The sequence below is a fragment of the Mycobacterium sp. 1274761.0 genome (assembly GCF_001668615.1).
Taxonomy (GTDB): Bacteria; Actinomycetota; Actinomycetes; order Mycobacteriales; family Mycobacteriaceae; genus Mycobacterium.
The window spans coordinates 64,194-86,246 of the sequence record NZ_LZMC01000088.1 but is presented as its reverse complement, the minus strand read 5'-3'; the positions used below and the strand labels follow the sequence as shown (position 1 = coordinate 86,246).

17 protein-coding genes and 1 tRNA gene are annotated in these 22,053 nt (G+C 67.4%); 7 read left to right on the top strand and 11 right to left on the bottom strand.

Features of this window, described 5'->3' with window-relative positions; genetic code table 11:
* Window positions 1-336: hypothetical protein (locus A5651_RS26320; RefSeq protein WP_197496676.1), on the bottom strand; the 336-nt coding region annotated here is incomplete at its 3' end.
* Window positions 337-431: 95 nt separating this feature from the next.
* Here A5651_RS26320 and iniR point away from each other — a divergent pair.
* The 6 genes from iniR (at window position 432) to A5651_RS18640 (ending at window position 12,662) form a co-directional block, all read left to right on the top strand.
* Window positions 432-2,957: an isoniazid response ATPase/transcriptional regulator IniR gene (gene iniR, locus A5651_RS18665; RefSeq protein ID WP_066984168.1), complete on the top strand. Its 2,526-nt coding sequence runs from the start codon at window positions 432-434 to the stop codon at window positions 2,955-2,957.
* 152 nt (window positions 2,958-3,109) lie between these two features.
* Window positions 3,110-4,999, top strand: coding sequence for an Hsp70 family protein (locus A5651_RS26315; RefSeq protein WP_197496674.1), 1,890 nt, complete (start codon window positions 3,110-3,112; stop codon window positions 4,997-4,999).
* Between the two features lie 129 nt (window positions 5,000-5,128).
* Window positions 5,129-8,095 (top strand): heterodisulfide reductase-related iron-sulfur binding cluster, encoded by a 2,967-nt coding sequence (locus A5651_RS18655; RefSeq protein WP_156663061.1) that lies wholly within the window; start codon window positions 5,129-5,131, stop codon window positions 8,093-8,095.
* 140 nt (window positions 8,096-8,235) lie between these two features.
* Window positions 8,236-9,510, top strand: coding sequence for a pyridoxal phosphate-dependent aminotransferase (locus tag A5651_RS18650; protein ID WP_066984158.1), 1,275 nt, complete (start codon window positions 8,236-8,238; stop codon window positions 9,508-9,510).
* Between the two features lie 36 nt (window positions 9,511-9,546).
* A complete protein-coding gene (locus A5651_RS18645) occupies window positions 9,547-10,806 on the top strand; it encodes a YibE/F family protein (RefSeq protein WP_066984156.1) in 1,260 nt (419 codons plus the stop codon).
* A gap of 104 nt (window positions 10,807-10,910) precedes the next feature.
* On the top strand, window positions 10,911-12,662 hold the full coding sequence (locus A5651_RS18640) for a hypothetical protein (RefSeq protein ID WP_066984153.1): 1,752 nt from the start codon (window positions 10,911-10,913) through the stop codon (window positions 12,660-12,662).
* 82 nt (window positions 12,663-12,744) lie between these two features.
* Here A5651_RS18640 and A5651_RS18635 read toward each other — a convergent pair whose 3' ends face one another.
* The 6 genes from A5651_RS18635 to dcd form a co-directional block, all read right to left on the bottom strand.
* Window positions 12,745-13,089: a nuclear transport factor 2 family protein gene (locus A5651_RS18635; protein WP_066984150.1), complete on the bottom strand. Its 345-nt coding sequence runs from the start codon at window positions 13,087-13,089 to the stop codon at window positions 12,745-12,747.
* A 19-nt stretch (window positions 13,090-13,108) separates the two neighbouring features.
* Window positions 13,109-13,858: a maleylpyruvate isomerase family mycothiol-dependent enzyme gene (locus A5651_RS18630; protein WP_066984147.1), complete on the bottom strand. Its 750-nt coding sequence runs from the start codon at window positions 13,856-13,858 to the stop codon at window positions 13,109-13,111.
* Between the two features lies 1 nt (window position 13,859).
* Window positions 13,860-15,179, bottom strand: a complete 1,320-nt coding sequence (locus A5651_RS18625) for a cytochrome P450 (RefSeq protein ID WP_066984144.1) — start codon at window positions 15,177-15,179, stop codon at window positions 13,860-13,862.
* Between the two features lie 39 nt (window positions 15,180-15,218).
* Window positions 15,219-16,544, bottom strand: a complete 1,326-nt coding sequence (locus A5651_RS18620; protein WP_066984140.1) for a UDP-glucose/GDP-mannose dehydrogenase family protein — start codon at window positions 16,542-16,544, stop codon at window positions 15,219-15,221.
* Window positions 16,545-16,618: 74 nt separating this feature from the next.
* Complete coding sequence (locus A5651_RS18615) at window positions 16,619-18,283, bottom strand: hypothetical protein (RefSeq protein WP_066984136.1); 1,665 nt, start codon at window positions 18,281-18,283, stop codon at window positions 16,619-16,621.
* A 241-nt stretch (window positions 18,284-18,524) separates the two neighbouring features.
* Window positions 18,525-19,097 (bottom strand): dCTP deaminase, encoded by a 573-nt coding sequence (gene dcd, locus A5651_RS18610; protein WP_066984133.1) that lies wholly within the window; start codon window positions 19,095-19,097, stop codon window positions 18,525-18,527.
* A 58-nt stretch (window positions 19,098-19,155) separates the two neighbouring features.
* Here dcd and A5651_RS18605 point away from each other — a divergent pair.
* Window positions 19,156-19,229, top strand: a tRNA-Gly gene (locus tag A5651_RS18605).
* Window positions 19,230-19,402: 173 nt separating this feature from the next.
* On the opposite strand, the gene A5651_RS18600 is transcribed toward A5651_RS18605, so the two are convergent.
* From A5651_RS18600 to A5651_RS18585, 4 genes are all read right to left on the bottom strand, one after another.
* Complete coding sequence (locus A5651_RS18600) at window positions 19,403-20,359, bottom strand: SDR family NAD(P)-dependent oxidoreductase (RefSeq protein WP_066984130.1); 957 nt, start codon at window positions 20,357-20,359, stop codon at window positions 19,403-19,405.
* 153 nt (window positions 20,360-20,512) lie between these two features.
* A complete protein-coding gene (locus tag A5651_RS18595; protein WP_066984127.1) occupies window positions 20,513-20,698 on the bottom strand; it encodes a hypothetical protein in 186 nt (61 codons plus the stop codon).
* Between the two features lie 78 nt (window positions 20,699-20,776).
* A complete protein-coding gene (locus A5651_RS18590) occupies window positions 20,777-21,448 on the bottom strand; it encodes a DUF4396 domain-containing protein (RefSeq protein ID WP_231988738.1) in 672 nt (223 codons plus the stop codon).
* A gap of 92 nt (window positions 21,449-21,540) precedes the next feature.
* Entirely contained in the window at window positions 21,541-21,906 is a 366-nt protein-coding gene (locus A5651_RS18585; RefSeq protein WP_066984124.1) for a hypothetical protein, read from the bottom strand.
* Between the last annotated feature and the right edge of the window lie 147 nt (window positions 21,907-22,053).

Below are 22,053 nucleotides of genomic sequence, written 5' to 3'. Positions count from 1 at the left end.
GGCGGCCGCGGTCCTCGCCATCGGCGGCCTGGCGGTGACGCTGACGGGCAACAGCGGCGTGCTGGGGCCGGTCACCGAAACCAGCACGACGTTCTCTTTAGAGCCGACGTCGGGCCCGCCGCCCACATCTGTCGAGCCGACGACCATCACGGTGACCGGCGACGACGGCCAGCCCACGACCAGCGTCGTCACCCCGCCGCCGCCGTCTCCGACGACCACCACCGAGACCACGTCACCGACGACCACCACGACGAGCACCACGACAACGACGACAACAACCACCACCACAACCACGACCACCACGACGAGAACCACCACGACGACGCGGACGACCACGCCGACAACGACGACGTCGGCCCCCGCAAGCCCGGCTCAGCCGCAGTCCCCGGCGGCGCAGTCGGCCCCCGCACTCGCGAACGGCTGAGACAGCCATGGCGGGGCCCGACGTTCGCACCGACATACCGCCTGCCGCCCGCCAGGCCGTGTCAACGCTGACGAGCGCGCCGACCGAACCGGTCAGGATCCTGGTGTCGGGTGGCTACGGAACGGGCAAGAGCTCGGTGCTCGCGGTGGTCCGCGATGCGTTGCGGGCCGCCGGCGTACGGCTGCTGACGCGCGCGCCGCGAGCGGGAGACGATCCAGGCGCCGCCTTCGTGATCGACGACGCGCACCTGCTGGCCGACGACGAACTCGAGGCACTCGCCGAGCGGGTGTCGGTTCCGGCTGCGACGGTGGTCGTCGCGGCCGAACCGCTCGCCCATCGTCAGCCGTTGCGGGCGTTGGCCACCGCCCTGCAAAGGGAGAACCCCGCCGTCTCCCTCGGCTCACTCACCGCGTCTGACGTCAGCGACGCGGCCGGCGGCCAGCCGCCCACGGAAGTCGTTCGCGCGCTGATGGTTTCGACCGAAGGGTTGCCGTTTCTGCTTCGGCCCGCGATGGCCGCCGCGGCGCCGGCCGACGGCGAGCCCGCCGTGAACGCCATCGTCGATGCGGCCCGGTTCGCGTTGATCGAGCGGCTGCGCCGGGTCGAGGAACCGGTGCTCGACACCCTGCTGGTGTCGTCCCTGAGCCCGGAGCTCGGGCCCGATGATGTCGCGGCGGCGCTGGGGCTGGACTCGGAAGAGGCCCAGCAGCTGGTGGACAGGGCCCGCGCCAGCGGCCTGGTCGAGCCGTCGCACAGCCAAACCTTTTTGCACTCGGTTCACCAGGGCGTTGCCGCTATCATCGGCGCCGCTCGCCATCACGACATCGAGGTGGCCCTGCTGCGGTCGCAGATCGAATTGGCCACGCTGTCACCGGATCTCGCGATGCGGATGGCCGACCACGGGCTGCGCGACGACCGGCTCGCCGACGCGCTGGCCGAGCTGGCCACACGCCATCGCGGCCAACCCGCCGAGGCGGCGCGGCTCTACCGTGCGGCGGCGGCCGCGGGCGCCACCGCTGTGAGCGCGCGGCTCGCCGATGCGTTGGCGTTGACCGGCGACTGCGCGACGGCGAGCCGGTTGACCGACGAACTGCTGGGCTCTGACGACATGGCCGAACGGGCGGCGGCCGTTCGGATCGCGGCGAGCATCGCCCTGCACGACGGCGGTGCAGCGCAGGCCGCCGATCTGTTCCGGTGGCTGGGCCCCTACCCCGACGCGGTCGTCGGTGCCGCCAATGCCGTCGTATCGATCGCGGTGGGCGACGCGCAGACCGCCAGGGCCGCGGTGAGCGCCGAAAGTGCCGGTCCGCCAACGTCAATCGCGCGTGCGGCGCACAGCCTCGGCGAGGGGCTGCTGCTGTCCCTCGACCAGCCATTCCCCGTCGCCATCACTCGCCTCGGGCAGGCCATCACCGCTGAATCGCACCAGCCCGGCGTCACTCCCGACAGCGCGGCTGCCCTCGTCACGCTCGCGGCGTTGCACGGCGGTGACCCAGTGCGGGCGCGCAGCGTGATCGGGCGAGCGGTGCGGGCAACCGCGCACGAGAGGAGCGAAACCGATGCCGGTGAGGACGACGCGTTCGCGGTGCACCGGCACCGGTTGCTGCTCGGCTGGGTGCGAATGCAGGACGGCCAACTCGGGGCGGCCGCGGCCGACGCCGCCTCGGTGGCTGACGTGGCGTTGCATCGCCGCGATGCGCTGTGGGCTGCGGCGCTGAACACTGCGATCGCCCGCCGCAGCGGTGACGGCGGCGCCCTGCAGAAGCACTGGTATGCCGCGATGGAGGTGCTCGCCGAATACTCCGTCGACCTGTTCTCCCTGCTTCCACTGGGCGAGCTGTGGGTCGCGGCCGCCCGGCTACGGCAGGTCGATCGTCTGCAGCATGCGCTGGACCAGGCGTTCGCGATCCTCGCATCGTTGGACGACCCGGTGCTGTGGTCGGTGCCGCTGCACTGGGCCGGTGTGCACGCCGGGATCCTGGCCAACTCTCCCGACGCGGTCGCCCCGCACGGGCACGCACTGACGTCCGCCGCGGGCAGCAGCCCGTTCGCCAAGGCGCTTTCAGGTGCGGGCCGGACGTGGCTACGGGTGCTGGCCAACCACGTCGACGCCGACGAGGTCACCGCCGCGGCCCGGTCGCTGTCCCAGTTCGGGCTCACCTCGGACGCCACCCGGTTGGCTGGCCAAGCCGCGCTGCAGACCCCCGACGGCCGCGTGTCCGGCGCGATGCTGCAACTGGCGCGCGACCTCAAGCTGGCCACTGCCGTGGACGACGAACCCAGCGTGGAGCCGGCTGCCGCCGCCGCGCCGACGGCGCAGGGCCGGCAACCGTCGTCACGGCTGTCCGACCGCGAGCGCGAGGTCGCCGAATTGCTGCTGTTGGGCATGCCTTACCGCGACATCGGCAGCCAACTGTTCATCTCGGCGAAGACCGTCGAGCACCATGTGGCGCGGATCCGGCGGCGGTTGGGTGCGGAGTCCCGCTCGGAGATGCTGTCGATGCTGCGCGCGATGCTCGGCACCGCCAGCTGACTCCCGCGATCCCCTAACGGCACGAGTTCCCCTAATCCATTTCCCCTATGGGGTGCGCGCCGGCACCGGTGCGAGCACCGATCCGCGACGGCCCGTCACGGCTTAGGGTCGACTCAATCCTTACTTTTACGAACCCGACGCAGAGGTGTTACATGTCGAATCCGCAAGGCGGCCGGGGCATTTCGGCGAGCCATTCTCTTGGCCTTGCCGTTGGCGCCACGAACGTCGCGTGCGTCGGCGCGGGGCACCGACCTGTGCTGCGGCCCGCGTCGGTGACGCTGGGGCCCGGGCTGACACTCACCGGATTCGTCGACCGCGTCGGAGACCCGGTCCCGATGGTCGCCCACGACGGATCCCGGCACCGCCCGGAGTCATTGCTCACCGACGCGCTCGACGACGCCGCACGGGCGGCCGCCGCGGCGCCGGTGTCGGAGGTCGCCGTGGCCGTACCCGCGCACTGGCGCCCGCCCATGGTCGACGCGCTGCGCGGGGCGCTGCGCAGCAAGAAGGGCCTGGCCCGCTCGCCGCTGGTCTCCGACGCGGCCGCCGCGGTGACCGCGCTGCGGTCGAGCCCCGGCCTGCCGTCATCGGGTGTGATCGTGCTGTGCGACTTCGGCGGCAGCGGCTCGAGCATCACGCTCATCGACGCCGCGGCCGACGACGCTCCGATCGGTGAGACGATCCGTTTCCACGATTTCTCCGGCGACCGGCTCGACCAGGCGATCCTGGCGAGGGTCGTGGCGGGCGTCCTCGACGCATCCGGGGCCGACCCCGCGGGCACCTCGATGGTCGGCTCGCTGGGCCGGCTGCGCGACGAGTGCCGCCGCGCCAAGGAGCGGTTGTCCGACGAGACGGCCACTGCGATCGTCGTCGACGTGCTCGGACTGGAGACCACCGTGCGCATGACGCGGATGGAGCTCGACGCGCTGATCGACGAGCCGCTCGACGAGTTCACGGTGGCGCTGTTCGACACGCTCGAGCGTCACCGTGTGCCCGTCGCGAGCATCTCGGCGGTCGCGACGATCGGCGGAGGTGCCCGCATCCCGCTGGTCACCCAGCGGCTCTCCGCGCACCTGCGGACCGCCGTGGTCACTACCCCGCAGCCCCAGCTGACGGCCGCCGATGGCGCCGCGCTGATCGCCCGCCGCAGCCGCGTCGTGGAGGCGGCCACCACCGTGGCTCCTGCTGCGCCGGTCGCCGAGACCGTCGCCGCGGTCGCGCCCGTCACCGCGCTGGCGTGGTCGGAAGTCGAGGACGAGCCGCGCGTCGAGGAGGGCTTCCCCGCCACTCCCGCAGACAGTCGACCAGAGGTCGAGTTCCGGCGCGACCAATGGGACGAACGGCAGGCACAGGCGCAACCTCGTCGACGCGGCCCGGCCGTGCTGTTCGGCGTTGCGGCGGCGGCCGCCGTGGCTGCCGGCGTGGCCTTCGGGCTCACGGCGTTGACGAACGACGCGGACGCTGTTCCTGCCGGCACCTCGTCGAGCATCGCTCCGGCGCCGGTCGCCGACGCAGCGCCTCCCGAGGCCGAGGTGGTGGTTCCCGCGCCTGCGCAGGCGCCCGTCGCGGCGACCGCGGCGGCCAGGCCGCAGCCGAGGGTCGCGGCCCGGCCACCCCAGCAGGCGCCCGTCCAGGTACCCGCTCCACAACATTCCGCCCCGCCACCTGCGGCTCCTGCGGCGAAGACGCCCGCCCCGGCGCAGGCGCCTGCACCCGAGCCCCCGCCTGAGCATCCGGCACCACCGACCGACCCTCAGCCGCAGACCCCGCCGGGCGATCCTCAGCCGAAGACTCCGCCCATCGACCCGGGCACCGGCACCGGGACACCGCCGATCGATCCCGGCACCGGCGGCGGACCGAAGACTCCGCCCGCCGACGCGGGCACCGGCGCGGGCACTCACACCGGCACGGGCACCGGTACGCCGCCGATTGACCCGGGCACCGGTGCCGGGTCCCAGACCGGCACGGGCACGGCGGCCGGCGGCCCGGCAAAGCTCCCCCTACTGCACGACGTGCTTACGATCCTGCAGCCCCAGGGCTGAGGTTAGGGCAGCCTGTGTAGCGGACATTCCCGGCGAGATGCAACTATGAGCAGGCATCACGCATAAGTTACCGACGGGTAACTTCAGATAAGTTACTGTTGGGTAACTTAACCTCCGGGAGGCACACGGGTGAACCCCCAAATGCTGATCAGGATTGTCGCCGTGGTCCTGATGCTCGTCGTCGTCGGTGTGTTCGCACTCAAGCGAGTGCTGTTCCTGACCAACCTGATCCGGTCGGGCGCCAAGACCAGCGTCGAGAACAACCGCAAAGACCATCTCGGCAAGCGCATCGCGACGCAGGTCGAGGAGGTCTTCGGGCAAACCCGCCTGCTGCGCTGGTCCATCCCGGGTCTCGCGCACTTCTTCACGATGTGGGGCTTCTTCATCCTCGCGACGGTCTACGTCGAAGCCTTCGGTCAGGTCGTGCAGCACAACTTCCACATCCCGCTCGTCGGCCGCTGGGACGTCCTCGGGTTCCTCCAGGACTTCTTCGCGGTCGCGGTTCTGCTCGGGATCATCACGTTCTCGATCATCCGCATCATGCGAGAGCCCAAGAAACACGGCCGCGACTCGCGGTTCTACGGTTCGCACACCGGTGGTGCCTGGCTGATCCTGTTCATGATCTTCAACGTCATCTGGACCTACGCCTTGGTGCGCGGCGCCGGTGCCAACACCGGTGCGCTGCCGTATGGCAACGGCGCATTCTTCTCGCACTTCATGGGCTGGGTCCTGCATCCGCTGGGCGAATCCGCCAACGAATGGATCGAGACGCTGGCGCTGATCGGCCACATCGCGGTCATGCTGATCTTCCTGCTGATCGTGCTGCACTCCAAGCACCTGCACATCGGCCTGGCGCCGGTCAACGTCACCTTCAAGCGGCTGCCCAACGGCCTGGGACCGCTGCTGCCCGTCGAGTACAACGGCGAGCGGGTCGACTTCGAGGATCCCGCCGAGGACGCGATCCTGGGCCGCGGCAAGATCGAGGACTTCACCTGGAAGGGCTATCTCGACTTCACGACGTGTACCGAGTGCGGCCGCTGCCAGTCGCAGTGCCCGGCGTGGAACACCGGAAAGCCGTTGTCCCCCAAGCTCGTCATCATGAACCTCCGCGACCATCTGTTCGCGAAGGCGCCGTACATCCTGGGCGACAAGGAAGGCCCGCTGGAGAACACGCCGGAGGGCGGTCTCGGCGAAGAGCTGCGCGGCGAGAAGGAGTCCGAGAAGCACTCCCATGAGCACGTGCCGGAGTCCGGCTTCGAGCGCATCCTCGGCTCAGGTCCGGCGCAGGCCACCCGCCCGCTGGTTGGCACCGAGGAGCAGGGCGGCGTCATTGACCCCGACGTGCTGTGGTCATGCACCACCTGCGGTGCGTGCGTCGAGCAGTGCCCGGTGGACATCGAGCACATCGACCACATCGTCGACATGCGCCGCTACCAGGTGATGATGGAATCGGAGTTCCCCGGCGAACTCGGCGTGCTGTTCAAGAACCTGGAGACCAAGGGCAATCCCTGGGGCCAGAACGCCAAGGACCGCACCAACTGGATCGACGAGGTCGACTTCGACGTGCCGGTGTTCGGCAAGGACGTCGACTGGTTCGACGGCTATGAGTACCTGTTCTGGGTCGGCTGCGCCGGCGCCTACGAGGACCGCGCCAAGAAGACCACCAAGGCCGTCGCCGAGCTGCTGGCGATCGCCGGCGTGAAATACCTTGTGCTCGGCGAGGGCGAGACCTGCAACGGCGACTCGGCCCGCCGCTCCGGCAACGAGTTCCTGTTCCAGCAGCTCGCCGCGCAGAACGTGGAAACGCTCAACGATCTGTTCGAAGGCGTCGAGCGGGTGGACCGCAAGGTCGTCGTCACCTGCCCGCACTGCTTCAACACGCTGGGCCGCGAATACCCGCAGCTGGGCGGCAATTACACGGTGCTGCACCACACTCAGCTGCTCAACCGGCTGATCCGCGACAAGAAGCTGGTGCCGGTCGCACCGGTCGGCGGTTCGAACGGACAGGACTCCCCGATCACCTACCACGACCCGTGCTATCTGGGCCGGCACAACAAGGTCTACGAGGCGCCGCGTGAATTGATCGGCGCTTCCGGGGCCAAGCTCACCGAGATGCCGCGCCACGCAGACCGCGGATTGTGTTGCGGCGCAGGCGGTGCCCGCATGTGGATGGAAGAACACATCGGCAAGCGGGTGAACCAGGAACGCGTCGAGGAGGCGCTCGACACCGGGGCGTCCAAGATCGCCACCGGCTGCCCGTTCTGCCGCGTGATGATCACCGACGGCGTCGACGACGTCTCTGCCGCACGGGATGTCGAGAAGGCAGAGGTTCTCGACGTGGCTCAGCTGCTGCTGGGTTCGCTCGACACGAGCTCGGTCACCCTGCCCGAAAAGGGCACTGCCGCAAAGGAATCCGAAGTGCGCGCCGCCAAGGTCGGGGCGTCTCAAGCGCCGCCGAAAGCCACCGTCGCCGCACCGGAGAAGGTCGAGGAAGAGGCGCCTGCCGAGGCCGAGCCCGAAGCCAAGCCGGCCGCCGAGAAGCCCGCCGCAGCACCCGTCAAGGGCCTCGGCATCGCGGGCGGCGCCAAGCGTCCCGGGGCCAAGAAGGCGGCACCGGCGAACGCCGAGGCGAAGACCGAGGCACCCGCGGAAGCCAAGCCCGCCCCCGCAGCACCCGCGAAGGGTCTGGGCATCGCCGCGGGGGCGAAGCGTCCCGGCGCGAAGAAGGCACCGGCGAAGGCCTCTCCGAACGAGGGCCACGCCACCGTCACTCAGCCGCCCAACGTCGACCCGGACAAGGCTGAACCAGGCGCGAAGACCGACACCGCCGACTCCGACCTCGGGGTGGCCAAGCCCGAGCCCGAAGTAAAGGGTCTCGGCATCGCGGCGGGTGCGCGTAGGCCCGGCGCGAAGAAGGCCGCGGCCGCGCCCGCCGCGAAACCCGCCGAGCCACAGCCGGAAGCCCAAAGCGAACCGTCGAACTCCGCCACCGACGACGGCAACGGCAACGGCAGCGGCAGCGGCAACGACAAGCCGGCACCGGCGGTGAAGGGGCTGGGCATCGCAAAGGGTGCGCGCCCGCCAGGCAAGCGCTAGAACCACGACTCGTTTGTGAATCTGACGTCGGATTTCGGCCGTTCACGTCGTGAGATTCACAAACGGCGGCCGTATACCCCGTGCGTCGAACATTACGGCCAGGTCTCGATCGGCAAATACAATTTGCCATCAATGAGACGATGGAGGACGTGACTACCCCCCAGGCGCCCTGGCATGCGATGGGCCAACACCCGCGGCTGCGCACGCTGACGCAGTCGTCGAAGCTGCAGGACGTTCTCTACGAGATCCGCGGCCCGGTCCATGAGCACGCCGCGCGGTTGGAGGCGGAGGGTCACCGCATCCTCAAGCTGAACATCGGCAACCCCGCGCCGTTCGGGTTCGAGGCGCCGGACGTCATCATGCGCGACATGATCGCGGCGCTGCCGTACGCGCAGGGTTATTCCGACTCCAAAGGCGTCCAGGCCGCGCGCCGCGCCGTATTTACCCGCTACGAACTCGTCGAGGGTTTCCCGCGCTTCGACATCGACGATGTCTACCTCGGCAACGGCGTCTCCGAGCTCATCACGATGACACTGCAGGCGCTGTTGGACAACGGCGACCAGGTGCTGATCCCCGCCCCCGACTACCCACTGTGGACGGCGTCGACATCGCTGGCCGGCGGGACGCCGGTGCACTACCTGTGCGACGAGACCCAGGGCTGGCAGCCCGACATCGCCGACATGGAAGCCAAGATCACCGACCGCACGAAGGCGCTCGTGGTGATCAACCCCAACAACCCCACCGGCGCCGTCTACTCGCGCGAAATCCTCGAGCAAATCGTCGAATTGGCGCGCAAACACCAACTGCTTCTGCTTGCAGACGAGATCTACGACAAGATCCTCTACGACGACGCCGAACACACCTGTCTGGCATCGGTGGCCCCCGATCTGCTGACGTTGACGTTCAACGGGCTGTCGAAGGCCTACCGGGTGGCCGGCTACCGATCGGGGTGGTTGGTGATCACTGGCCCCAAGGACCATGCCGCCTCCTTCATCGAGGGCATCAGCCTGCTGGCCAACATGCGGCTGTGCCCGAATGTGCCTGCACAGCACGCCATTCAGGTGGCCCTCGGCGGGTATCAGAGCATCGACGAGCTCGTGCTGCCCGGCGGCCGTCTGCTCGAGCAGCGCGACGTCGCGTGGTCCAAGCTCAACGAGATCCCTGGCGTTTCCTGCGTGAAACCTCAAGGCGCGCTGTATGTTTTCCCCCGGCTCGATCCCGAGGTCTATGAGATCGTCGACGACGAACAGCTCGTGCTGGACCTGCTGCTGCAGGAGAAGATCCTCGTCACGCAGGGCACCGGCTTCAACTGGCCGACGCCCGATCACCTGCGCATCGTCACCCTGCCCTGGTCGCGCGAACTGAACGACGCCATCGAGCGCATCGGCAATTTCCTGGCGAGCTACCGCCAGTAGGTTTCTCGAGAGCATCCGGCCTCTACCCTCGTCGGGGTGACGCACTCGCACGCCCATTCACACAGCCTCGAGGGGCCGTCTCCGCTCGGGCCATTGGCGGCCAAGACTGTCGTCGGTGTCCTTATCGCGATCGGTATCGGGGTCATTGTCGGTGCCGCGTTGCTGTGGCCCAGCCAGCAGAAGGTCAACATCCCGTTGCCCTACCAGAATGCGGCCGGCGGCGCCGTCACCACCGAGGCCGGCCACGTGCTGTCCACCAGCGCGGCGACATGCGGCCAGCAGAGCGTGGGGACGGTGATCACCACCGAACCCAAGCCGGCCGAGGGCCCCGACGCGCACTGCGTGCAGTCGCTCATCGCCATCGACTCCGGGCCGAACAGCGGCGCCAATACGCTGCTCGAATTCAGTGGCGGGCCGGGTCAGCCGCAACTGGCGGTGGGCGAACGCATTCGGATCACCCGGCAAGTGGATCCGACGGGCCTGACCACGTACTCCTTCTACGACTATGAGCGGAAATGGCCACTGACGGCGATGGCCGCGGCGTTCGCGGTGGTGGTCGTCGCGGTCGCCGGGTGGCGCGGGTTACGCGCGCTGGTCGGCATCCTCGTCGCGTTCACTGTGCTGGTCGTGTTCATGTTGCCGGCCCTGCGCGACGGCAGTCCGGCCATCCCCGTCGCCCTCGTGGCATCGGCGGTGATCCTGTACGCCGTGATCTACCTCGCGCACGGCGTGAGCCTGCGGACCAGCGCCGCGTTACTCGGCACGCTGACGTCACTTCTTCTCGCGGCAGGATTGTCCTGGGCGGCAATCGTTTTGGCTCATCTGACCGGGCTGTCGGAGGAGGAGAACAACGCCGTCGCGACCTACATGGGACAGGTCTCGATCACCGGGTTGCTGTTGGCAGGGTTCATCATTGGTTCCCTCGGCGTGCTCAACGACGTGACGGTCACGCAGGCGTCGACGGTGTTCGAGCTGGCGCAAGTGGCCGACGGCGGCTCGCGTCGCGGCATCTTTCTCGGCGCCATGCGGGTGGGCCGCGACCATATCGCCAGCACCGTCTACACGTTGGTGCTGGCGTACGCGGGCAGCGCGCTACCGCTACTGCTGCTGTTCAGCGTGGCCAACCGATCGCTCGGCGACGTGCTGACCGGGGAGACGGTTGCCATCGAGATCGCGCGTTCGGCCGTCGGTGGTATCGCGCTCGCCCTGTCGGTGCCGCTGACGACCGGGATCGCGGCGGTACTGGCCACGTCCGGGGCGGCCGCAGAGGTCAGGCGTAGATCTATCCGCCCGTAAAGCCTTTCCCTTTGCAAGTAAAGTAGCGGACTACGCTACCCGCGGCCTCTGCCCGCGCGTCACGCTTCCACCGTCGAACACGACCAACGTACGGAGGGAGCATCATGACCGCAGTGGTTCACGAACGCATTGCCGACAACGGGAAGGGCTTGCGGCGCAGGCCCGGAAAAGAACCGCCGGGACGTCTACTCGTTGTCACGGCGAGCGGACCGATCTACCGGTCGCCGGCCACCTACACCGCGATCCCCCTCAGTTCAGGTCTGGAGCTACATCGAGAGCTAGCAGCCCGTGTGAAGAACCATCGGGCGAAAGTCGTCTCGTCGTTGGCGTCTCGACTTCACGGTGACACCGCCTACCTCACGTGGTTGCGGTTGACGTCGATCACCGCGGCGAGTATCAGCAGATTGACTCCTGCCGAACGTGTTTCGGTATTACGCCAAGTGATGTATTTCGTTCGTCGCCGCGGCGCCGAAGGCAACGAAACCGTACTCGCCGCGGCTCTGAACGGAGCGTGGCCGTACCTTCCAGCCGACGACCTGGAGTCCGCTCTGCGGTTTGCGAAGTCCGCAATCGCACGCACCACATTCACCGACACGGTGAGCAGTGCAGTAGTCGATCCGACAGCTCGGACCGTCACGTTCCACCCGCCGGGGGCGCTGAAGGCAATCGACCCACTGGATTGGCTGATTGAACGCCGCCTGCACATCGACGAATGGCGTCTGTTTCTTCCGAAGCGTGAAGTGGACGTGCCGGGACTGCCCTCAATCGAGGACTCCCTCGGGCAATTCGGCGACATCGGCGGCAGTTACGACCCGACGAAGGATCCGGGTTTCACCGGAACCCACGGCGATCTCCCCGGCCGCCGACCCACGGGTCAAGGGTCGGGCCTAGGCAGGTTCGGCGGGGACATCGGCGGCAGTTATGACCCGATGAACGATCCCGGTTTCACCGGAACCCACGGCGATCTCCCCGGCCGCCGACCCACGGGTCAAGGGTCGGGCCTAGGCAGGCTCGGCGGGGACATCGGCGGCAGCTATGACCCGATGAACGATCCCGGTTTCACCGGAACCCACGGCAATCTGCCGGGGCGACGAAACGGCTCCGAAAGTGGCTACCGCGGCGGTCTTCTGGGCGGTCTCACCGCCGGCGACTTCGGCGCCGACGGCGGACTTCTCGGCTTCGGCAGCTCCATGGGCCCCTACGGCGGATCGGCGCCGTGGACAGACGAACAGCGTTCTCGGTTCGGCCACGAGATGGGTACCTTGGGCGGCGCATCGATGGCGTCCGGTGGTGTGCTCATCGGCATCGCAGCCATCGCCGAGGGAGTCATGTACGCGGGCGCCGCTTCGGGGGTCATGACTGCTGGCATCGGATTCGCCGTCGCAGGAGTCGCCGCGGTCATCGTCGGGGTGATCTACATGACTAGCTACGACGAGCCCGATAAGCCCGACGACAACGGCACCGACACCCAACAGCAGCAGCCGCAGCCCAAGCAGGACCAGCCGAAACCCAAGGACGAGCAGCCTTCACCGCCTCCGAAACCCAAGGAGGATCCGTCGCAACCGATAGCGGAGAAAGACAGCTACTCAGATCCCTTCCGGCACGGATCGTCGATCCCCGACGACCGCGATGGCGGTGGCGTCGGCCCCACCACCATCTGGGACGGCGACGGTGGAGTCGGCCCGGCCACGATTTGGGAGGGCGACGGGGGCGTCGGTCCCGCCTCGATCTGGGACGAGAACGGCGGCGGTGGCAATCCCACCACCGTGGGAGTCCGCGTCACCGGCAGCGCCCTTACCGGAACGGGCTTGCGGGCAGCCACGATTCAGATAGGGCCGAACACGTTCGCGTTTTAGACGCAGCCCTGAGCGGCCGCACCCCGTCACCCTGATGAGCGGACGGGTGCGGCCGCCTCGTCCGAGTCCAAAGCGGCCGACGTCAGGCGTCGAGGTCCTCTTCGGTCAGATCGGTAGCCGCCAGCGCTGACTGCAGGTCGGTGTGCCTGAACACGGAGGTGACGTCGTCGTGGACCACCCGGAAGGCCCATGCCCCGCCGCCGGTGTGCTCGGTGACCACGACCCCGTCGCGAACATACATGCGGCCGACCTCGACGCCGCCCTCCACCGACTGGGCCCACTGCAGTAGTGCGGCGTGGCCCTGGCCCGCGCCGTGGGCGTCGCCGAACTCGATGTCATCGCTGGACAGTTCGGTGAGCGTGTCGAGATCTTTGGCGTTGAGCGCGTCGTGCCAGGCGAGGACGGTGGCGATCTCCGAAGTCGTCATGGTCGAAACGTACGCCACATCAGAACGGTGTCCGGTCCAACCAGGCGTCCCACACGGCGGTGTCCCCGAAAACCTCGATGCCCGCCTCGGCCGCAGACCGTCGGCGCACGACAGCCAGCAACAGATCCGTGGCGGGTCCGCGCAGCGCGGCGTCGCCCTTGCCGTGTTCGTGGCTGAAGGTGATGCCGTCGGCGGTGCCGGCGATGCTCCACTCCCCCGCCTCGCCGAGGTCACCGTCGGTGGCGTGCAGGTGCAGGGCCTGTCCCTCGGCCAGCGGTGACGAGTCGCGGCTGGATTGGACGACGATGCGCTCCAGCCACTCGTCGATGCCGTCGGCCGCCACCTCGGGTGCCAGTCGGAAGTCCGCGCCGAGCGCGATCGCCGCGTCGGCACGGTGCACGGTCGTCTCGTGGACCCTGCGCCGGATCCACCAGTCCGCCCGTCGCGGCCCGATGAACGTCCACACCGACGTGTCGGCGCCGACGGCGTCGACCGAGTCGACGATCAGCCGCGCGCCGGCGTTGAGCCAGTCGACGGCGGCCTCACGGTCTTCCGGCGGCTTGCCGTCGGGAACCTCGCGCGGATCCAGCGGGTCGCTGCGCCGGTCGGCGACGATCTGTGCGGCCCATCTGTTTCCGCGGCCGACATGACGGAACAGCTGTTTGAGCGTCCATTCGGGGCAGGTGGGGACGGGCGTGTCGGGATCCGCGGCGCGGATCAGCTCACCGAATGCCGCGGTTTCGTCGAGAAGTGCTGTGCTGAAATTCATCTCAGGATCCCGACGGTGAGCTCATCGCCCGGGCGGTGCCCAACGTGATCGGCAACGATGACCAGCCGCGCAGCACGCGGGTGTCACGACGGCCGCCGGAACCGGCCAGGCGGGCGTGCGGGAAGCGCTCGAAGAAGGTGCGCAGGCCGACTTCGCCTTCGGCGCGCGCCAATGCGGCGCCGAGGCAGAAATGTCTGCCTCCGGAGAAGGCCAGGTGCCTGCCCGCGTTCTCGCGTTCGATGTCGAACAGGTGTGGATCGGTGAACACTTTCGGGTCGCGGTTCGCGCCTGCGACGTGGATGACGACGGTCTCGTCGCGTCGCACGCGGATGCCGGCGAGGTCGACGTCCTTGCACGCCACTCGAGCGGTCATTTGCACCGGCGATTCGAGCCGGAGGATCTCCTCGACGGTGTTTGGCCACAAGTCCGGTCGGGCGGCGAGTGTCTCGAGGTGGTGGGGGTTGTCGAGCAGCAGCCGAATTCCGTTGCCCAGCAGGTTCACTGTGGTTTCGAAGCCGGCGGCCAGCACTAGGCCCGCGAGCGCTTGCAGCTCGTCGGAGTTCAGCTTCGGGCCCTCGTCGGAGGCACGGATGATCTGGCTCATCAGGTCGTCGCCCGGCTCGCGGCGCAACCGTTGCAGATGGTCGGCAAGCCAGTCGTTGAAGCCGACGATGCCCTCGTTCACCTGCTGGAACTGCCGCCAGGACACCCCGATATCGAGACTGGGCGCGCCCATCTCGCCGAAATGCAGTATGCGCGAACGGTCTTCGTCGGGTACACCGAGGATGTCGCCAATGATCGTGACCGGGAGCTGCGAGCAGTAGCGGCCGACGATGTCGACGACCGCACTGTCGTCTTCTTCGAGTTGATCGAGCAGCGCGGCGGCGGCCTCTTCGACCCGCTCACGCAGCGTTGCAACGGCTCGCGGGGTGAACACCGAGGACACCAGCTTGCGGTAACGGGTGTGCTCAGGCGGCTCGACCGACAACAGCGACGGCGGCTTCAGCGGATGAAGCAGGCCGGGGTCGGTTTTGCGGGCCAGCCAGCGCAGCGGCTTGGGCAGGTTGCCGCCCTGCTCGGTGACGCGGAAGTCGTCGGATCGAAGCAGTTCGTGCGCGACGCCGTGGTCGAACGTCAGCAGCACGGCGCGGCACCGGATCACCGGTCCGCGCCCGCGGCACTCGTCGGCGAAGGCGCCCGGGTTCTCCCGCACGGCCGGGTCGGCGATCAGCCGTGCCTGGGGGTCGCCGCTGCGCACAGCGGCCTTTGAAACGCCACGGATGAATCCGTGCAATGCGAGCCAACGGATCCGTTCCCTCATGTCGCGAGCTTACGGCCGAGGTAACCTGTTCGACAAGCGTCAAACAGCGGCGCTCTTGCCCAGCGCGTACACCCGCCAGCCCGCGGACCGCCATTTCTCGGCGTCCAGGCAATTGCGGCCATCCACAACGACTTTGGCGCGCACGGTATCAGCGAGATCGACGGGATCGAGCTCGATGAACTCGCGCCATTCGGTCAACACCAGCACGGCATCAGCCCGTTCACACGCCTCGACGACCGATGTCGAGTAGTTCAGCGTCGGGAAGAGCCGCTGGCTGTTCTCCATCGCCTTGGGGTCATACACGTTCACGGTCGCGCCGTTGAGCTGCAGCATGCCCGCCACGTTCAGCGCCGGTGAATCGCGCACGTCGTCGGACTCGGGTTTGAAGGCCGCGCCGAGTACGGCGACGTTGGCGCCGAGCAGCGACCCGCACGCCTTGGTCGCGAGCTCGACCATCCGGGTGCGCCGGCGCATGTTGATGCTGTCGACCTCGCGCAGGAACGTCAGCGCATGATTGGCGCCGAGTTCACCCGCGCGCGCCATGAACGCGCGGATGTCCTTCGGCAGGCATCCACCGCCGAAGCCCAGGCCCGCGTTGAGGAAGCGGCGCCCGATGCGCGGGTCGTAGCCGAGCGCGTCGGCCAGCAGTGTGACGTCGGCGTCGACGGCCTCGCACACCTCCGAGATGGCGTTGATGAACGAAATCTTGGTCGCCAGAAACGCATTGGCCGACACCTTCACCAGCTCGGCGGTCTGCAGATCGGTCACCAGGAACGGTGTCTCTTCGGCAAGGAGCGGCGCGTACAGCTGACGCAGCGCGGCCTCTGCGTGCACCGAGTCCGGTTGTACGCCGAGCACGATCCGGTCGGGATGCAGCGTGTCGTGCACAGCGAAGCCCTCCCTGAGAAATTCAGGGTTCCAGGCGATTTCGACGTCCACGCCGTCGGCGGCGAGACCGCGCGCGCGGGCGCCGAGTTCAGCGGCGGTACCGACGGGAACGGTCGACTTGCCGACGATCACCGCCGAGCTTGTCAGCCGCGGCACCAACGAGTCGATGACCGCGTGCACGTGGCGCAAGTCGGCACCGTATTCTCCCTTCTTCTGCGGGGTTCCGACGCCGAGGAAGTGCACATCGGCGAACTCCGGGGCCGCGTCGTAGTCCGTCGTGAAATTCAGTCGGCCGGCAGCGATGTTGTCGCGCAATACTTTCCGCAGCCCGGGCTCGTAGAACGGGATGTCACCGCTGGCCAGCTTCGCGACCTTGCCCGGGTCGATGTCGACGCCGAGGACTTCGTGGCCCAATTCGGCCATCCCGGCTGCGTGGGTAGCGCCGAGGTAACCGGTGCCGAAAACTGTGCATCGCATACTGCCTCTATAGGCGTCTGCGATGAGCTAACTGCTAAGCGACACCAAGCAGGAAACCAACGGCAGGTGTCGTGCTAGTGCCGTCCCCCGGTGCAGAGGTTGAAAATGCAGATTGTCGGACCGCCGGAGCTTCCGCTTCCGTAGTCACCGGGGCCCGAGCCGGGGTAGCCACTCGACCCACCTGAGCCGGGGTAACCGCTGGACCCTGGGTACCCGCTGGATCCCGGATACCCGCTGGATCCTGAACCGGAGCCCGGGTATTGCGGATACTGCGGATACTGCGGTTGCTGCACGGGCGGATCGTCGGGAACCTGCCGAGGCGGTTGCCACGGGCTCTGCCGTTGCCACGGCGGCACCCATACCGGCCGCGGCGGGGTGTAGACGGGCGGGTTGTAAATCGGCGGCACCACCACCGGCGGGGGCGGCAGCACGGGGGCCGCAGGCGCCGGCGCCTCTACGACCGGGGCAGGGGGCGCGGCGGGCGGCTCCGGCGCAGGCAACGCTGCCGGCGCCGGCGCGGGCTTCTCGACGAACACCGTCCGAGGTGCCTGTGCAGGCGCCTGCTGAGCCATGGGCACGGGCGCCTTGATGGTCTCCGGCGGAGGCGCGGGTGCAGGGGGTGCGGGCGCCGGAGCGGGAGCGGGCGGTGGTGCCAGCTGTTGCGCCGGGGCGGGGGCCGCCTGGCTCGGAATGACGGGCGTCTCGCCGGGGCTGGGGCGCTGATCGACGGTCGGGCGGATGCTGACCGCCAGCGAAATCACAAGCGCGACAACGCCGACGACGAAGATCGATGTCAGCGCGCTGCCGACGAGCAGGAACGGCTTGCGGGTCTCGTCCTCGTAGAAGGGTTCGGGATCGGCTTCGGGCAGCTCGTCGGAGTAGGCCAGCGCATCCGAATACGCCTGGCCACCGTCAACGGGCGCCAGCTGTGTGGCCGCCCCGGCCAGCTCGGTCGGCACGCCGGCCATCTGGGTGGCCGCAGCCGCGAGTCCCGGATAGGCGCTGGCGGCCGTGTGGCCGTCGGGGTCAAGGGAGTAGGCGAGGCCGGCCGTCGAGGCCTCCATCGCGGGGGCGTGAGCCGAAGCGAGCGCCGCACCGCGTGCCAGCGCGAGCTCGGGTACGTCGGGGGCGCTGACGGGCAGCGCGACCAGGTTCTCCAGGTGCTCCTTGACGGCCGCGGCGTCCACACCCGAGCCGACGATGAACAGACCCTGGGGTGGCGAGTCCGCGGCTTCGACCGCCTTGGCCATGTCGGTGAAGATGGCCATGGCGTCGGAGTCGTGGAGGTCGCGGCTGAGCACCTTGACCACAGCGCCGTCGTCGGTCTGCACGACCGACAGGGTGACGGTGTCCTTCTCGATGAACAGCACGCCGGTGGTGTCGTATCCGATGGCGCGGCCGACGGCCTGCGCCAGGGACGCGGCGGCGTGTGTGGCCGAGACGAGCATGACATCGTCGATGTCGCGGGCGACGAGGATGTCGCGCAGTGCCGCGGCGTCGGAGTGGTGAGTCCAGGCGACGCCGATCGACTTCAAGTGATGTCCGCTCGCGGCGGCGCTTTCCTTCGTGCCGAGGATGGCTGCGGCGACCTGTTCGGCGGCCGCAGACGTTGCTGAGCCGTCGGTGGTGCTGATCTCGAACGCGTCGTGGTCGACGGTCACGCCGTCGGCCTTTTCCCCTTCGACCAGCACCATGCGGACCGTCGTAGGTGTCATCGACACACCTAGTACGATGTCCACTGACCCTCCAAAGTGTTTGCTACGCTACCTAGGCGTCCCACGCGCAATCGTGCCGTGCGAGCCGACAACTAGTTACTTCATCGCCGCTATATGCGCGGTCGTTACGACCGACCGCATTTGCTGATGGCGGTGGAGTCCTGGCCGGTTCGTGGCGGCACAACAGCCCGTCGACGCCGGTAATCAACCCTACTCGCGAATACGAAAACGGGGCGCATCTGGTTCGCATTCCCCGTCGGGGGACTCAGGTCGACTTGATGAAATTCTGGTACGACCGCGACGGTGTCGGGCCGCGCTGCCCTTGGTATTTGGAGCCGGCCTGCGCGCTGCCGTAAGGGTTCTGCGCGGGGCTCGTGAGCCGCAGCAGGCAGAGCTGGCCGATCTTCATGCCGGGCCACAGGGTGATCGGCAGGTTGGCGACGTTGGACAGCTCGAGGGTGATGTGGCCGCTGAAGCCGGGGTCGATGAAGCCCGCAGTCGAATGCGTCAACAGGCCGAGCCGGCCCAGCGAGGACTTGCCCTCGAGGCGGCCCGCGAGGTCGTCGGGCAGGGTGCACCGCTCCAGCGTCGAACCCAGCACGAACTCGCCGGGATGCAGCACGAACGGCTCACCCTCTTTGGGCTCGACGAGGGTCGTCAGGTCGTCCTGACGAAGCGACGGGTCGATGTGGGTATAACGGGTGTTGTTGAACACCCGGAACAGGTTGTCGAGCCGGACGTCGACGCTCGACGGCTGCACCAGGCTCTCGTCGTACGGGTCGATGCCGAGGCGTCCCGCGGCAATTTCTTTACGGACGTCGCCGTCTGAGAGCAGCACCCGACGAGCGTAACGGCTGAAGTGTTAGCCTTCGTGATCACCGGCGCGAGCCGGGCAGGCCGATGTAGTTCAATGGCAGAACATCAGCTTCCCAAGCTGAATACGCGGGTTCGATTCCCGTCATCGGCTCCACTGTCTTCGCCGGTAGAGCCGTTGTTTCGAGCTTGCCGTGTAGGCCCGAACGGGCGATTTGTCCGCAAAATGTCCGCACATTCTGGTTGTGCTAACGCTGGCGCAGCGGAATGACGTTTGCTGCGCCCGCTCAGGAATGATGCCGGGTGTCGAGCCCGTTGCGTGGCTACCCGCTAAGTGGATTCCGCAGAAGCGCCCGCGCCCGCCATGTCGATGCCGAGTCGACCCATGACCGAAAAGAGTTCCTCGTAGATGTTGCCCGGGATCGAGTACGACTCCGTTCCTGACACTTGGGCGAAGTGTTCGGCGATGTCGTCAGCAGTAGCCGTGGCATCCTTCTCGGCAAGCCAGCCGTCGCCGAGACCAATGAACACCCGCCCGTACCTGCCTGCCAAAGCTGAGTAGTTTTGGTGGGTGCTTTCGCAGGCTCGGCTCGCTAGGTAAGTGACGATAGGCACCACTTTCTCCGGCGCAATCAGTTCTTTAAGCCCAGTATCTTCTAGTGTCTTCGCGTCGACTGTCTCGGTGACCATGCGCGAAAATCCAAAGGGCAACACGGTGTTGGAAAGGATGCCGTGCTCGGCCCCTTCGAGCGAAATGACATTGCTCAGGCCGACCAAGCCAGCCTTCGCGGCACCATAGTGAGCCTCGAGGTGTTGTCCGAACATCCCGCCCGACGACGAGATGAACACGAACCTGCCGTAGCCCTGCTTTTTCATGACCGTGAACGCGGGCTGGCTGAGATAGAACCCGCCGTCGAGGTGGACCTTGAGCATCTGCCGCCACTGGTCGGGACTCATTTCGTCGAAGGCAATGCTGTTGAAGATCCCGGCGTTGCTCACTACCGCGTCGAGCCGTCCGAAGTGCTCGACCGCAGTCTGGACAATCGCCTCGCCACCCTCAGGACTATCAACCGAGTCATATGACGCCACGGCGTTGCCGCCCGCTTGAGTGATCTCGGTGACGACCTCATCGGCAACCGTTGTGTCGGCGCCCTCGCCACCCATGCTGCCCCCAAGATCGTTCACGACGACGGACGCGCCCCTCTTCGCCAAGTCGAGTGCATATAGCCGACCTAAGCCACGTCCGGCACCGGTCACAACTACTGCTTGGTCACTGAAATCGATCATGAAAAGCTCTCCCCTGAGTCGCTGCTCTTTCGCATGGTTGACACCATACGTCCCCGGAACAACTATTTGGTCACCCGTTAGGCAGCCCCGAAGCCTGCGCGCATCCGAAATGGATACCGACGACCTCGGACGACGACTACTTGCGAGGCAGCGCTAGCCTCCGGCGCGCAGTCGGATCACTTTGTTGTCGGCTGAGCTTGGGCCTGCCATCGCACCAAGTGCGGCCATCGCATCCGAATGATCGTCTTCGCACAGGTGCGCGTAGATGCCGAGCGTCGTCGTCACCTTGTTGTGTCCCATGAACCGGCTGATTTCGAGCGGCGGTATCCCTGCGGCCACGCACAAGCTCGCGTAGGTGTGACGCAGGCTGTGGAACTTCAGTGTTGATCAGGTGCGCGTACACGGTCAGCGTCGTCTTCACGTCCCGGTGCCCATAAGCTCCGCGATGTCGATGGGCCGCATGCCCGCAGCGGAGCCGCCGCCTGAGCTGCCGAGTTCGTCTGCCACCGACACAACCAGGCCGCCGAGCATGAACGCCGCTATCACCGACACAAGGGCGCCCGTGCTGAAGGCAGGGATGAAACGTCGGAAGCCCGTCACCTCACCGGACGACTGGTGGTACCGGTGTGTGAGTGCGTGACCCTTTCCGCGCCGCAAAAGATAGCGGTTTACCGGGTACGCAGCGAAGAACGCTGCAATCAGCGCGATCATCATGCCGATCCAGAACACCGGGTTCACGAGTCCTGCGTTCATCGCTCCCGGGATGACGGCCATGACCACGTTGTCGGTCAGCTCCATCGTCAGGATCGACAACGTGTCGGCCGCCAAGACCACGCTCAGCGCCGTCCCTAACGCCAACCCCGCTTTGAGGAGTGGCAGCGTCGACAGTGAGTAGCCAAACAGGAACGCCAGCGCGAGGGCCACGGCAATGGTCGCCAGATTGGTCAGACCGAGGGCGGTGCCGATGATCAGCCCGACGATCTCGCCGATGGCGCAGCCGGTCAAGCAGTGCAGTGTCGCGCTGACAGCCATCACGTTCGTGCTCTCACCCATGTGGTTGTGGTCCTGCGCTCTCGACGGCGAGGTCATGGCGGCCCACTCCTTCCAGTCGTATACCCCCCGGGGGTATACGACCGAAATATACGCCGGAAAAATAGTCTGCCGCAATGGGCTGATGCCTTCTACTTCCTCGCGCCGGGCGACGTCGCCTGACCGGGCCCGGTGGCGACCTGGCTGGGCAACGGCGTGGGCTTGGGCGCGAATGTGGCCGCCGGTGCCGTGCACCCCTGCGCTTGTGTCCACTCGCCGCCAGACCGGATGCAGCAGAACTTGACCTCGTCGGAAAATTGGTCGGAGTTGGTTTGGCCGCTGATGAATCTATTTTCGGCTGACTTCGTACAAGAGTCGAAGTCGCCTATGTCCCAGACCTTTTCGGCGTGGGACATCGTGGGCTGCAAGACCCCGCCGACGGCGAGGGCGATCGCTGCGGCTCCGAAGACGCCGGCCGATATCTGCTTGTGCCGCTTGGGCACACCTCTCTGGTGCATTCTGTGTATTCCTTCCGGTGTTCGTCCGCTGGGAGAGCGGGGTTGTTGACGAACACACCGTGCAGTGGCGGCGTGGAGGGATCTTTCGGCGATTGTGAAATCGGCAGGTCAGAAACGGGCGCGGTAGTCGGGGGTTCACAAACCGGT

Excerpts from the sequence above, each read along its gene's own strand:
- iniR (WP_066984168.1), top strand. The coding sequence starts at position 432 with ATGGCGGGGCCCGACGTTCGCACCGACATACCGCCTGCCGCCCGCCAG.
- A5651_RS26315 (WP_197496674.1), top strand. The coding sequence starts at position 3,110 with ATGTCGAATCCGCAAGGCGGCCGGGGCATTTCGGCGAGCCATTCTCTT.
- A5651_RS18650 (WP_066984158.1), top strand. The coding sequence starts at position 8,236 with ATGGAGGACGTGACTACCCCCCAGGCGCCCTGGCATGCGATGGGCCAA.
- A5651_RS18640 (WP_066984153.1), top strand. The coding sequence starts at position 10,911 with ATGACCGCAGTGGTTCACGAACGCATTGCCGACAACGGGAAGGGCTTG.
- A5651_RS18635 (WP_066984150.1), bottom strand. The coding sequence starts at position 13,089 with ATGACGACTTCGGAGATCGCCACCGTCCTCGCCTGGCACGACGCGCTC.
- A5651_RS18630 (WP_066984147.1), bottom strand. The coding sequence starts at position 13,858 with ATGAATTTCAGCACAGCACTTCTCGACGAAACCGCGGCATTCGGTGAG.
- A5651_RS18625 (WP_066984144.1), bottom strand. The coding sequence starts at position 15,179 with ATGAGGGAACGGATCCGTTGGCTCGCATTGCACGGATTCATCCGTGGC.
- A5651_RS18620 (WP_066984140.1), bottom strand. The coding sequence starts at position 16,544 with ATGCGATGCACAGTTTTCGGCACCGGTTACCTCGGCGCTACCCACGCA.
- A5651_RS18600 (WP_066984130.1), bottom strand. The coding sequence starts at position 20,359 with ATGATCGATTTCAGTGACCAAGCAGTAGTTGTGACCGGTGCCGGACGT.
- A5651_RS18590 (WP_231988738.1), bottom strand. The coding sequence starts at position 21,448 with ATGACCTCGCCGTCGAGAGCGCAGGACCACAACCACATGGGTGAGAGC.
- A5651_RS18585 (WP_066984124.1), bottom strand. The coding sequence starts at position 21,906 with ATGCACCAGAGAGGTGTGCCCAAGCGGCACAAGCAGATATCGGCCGGC.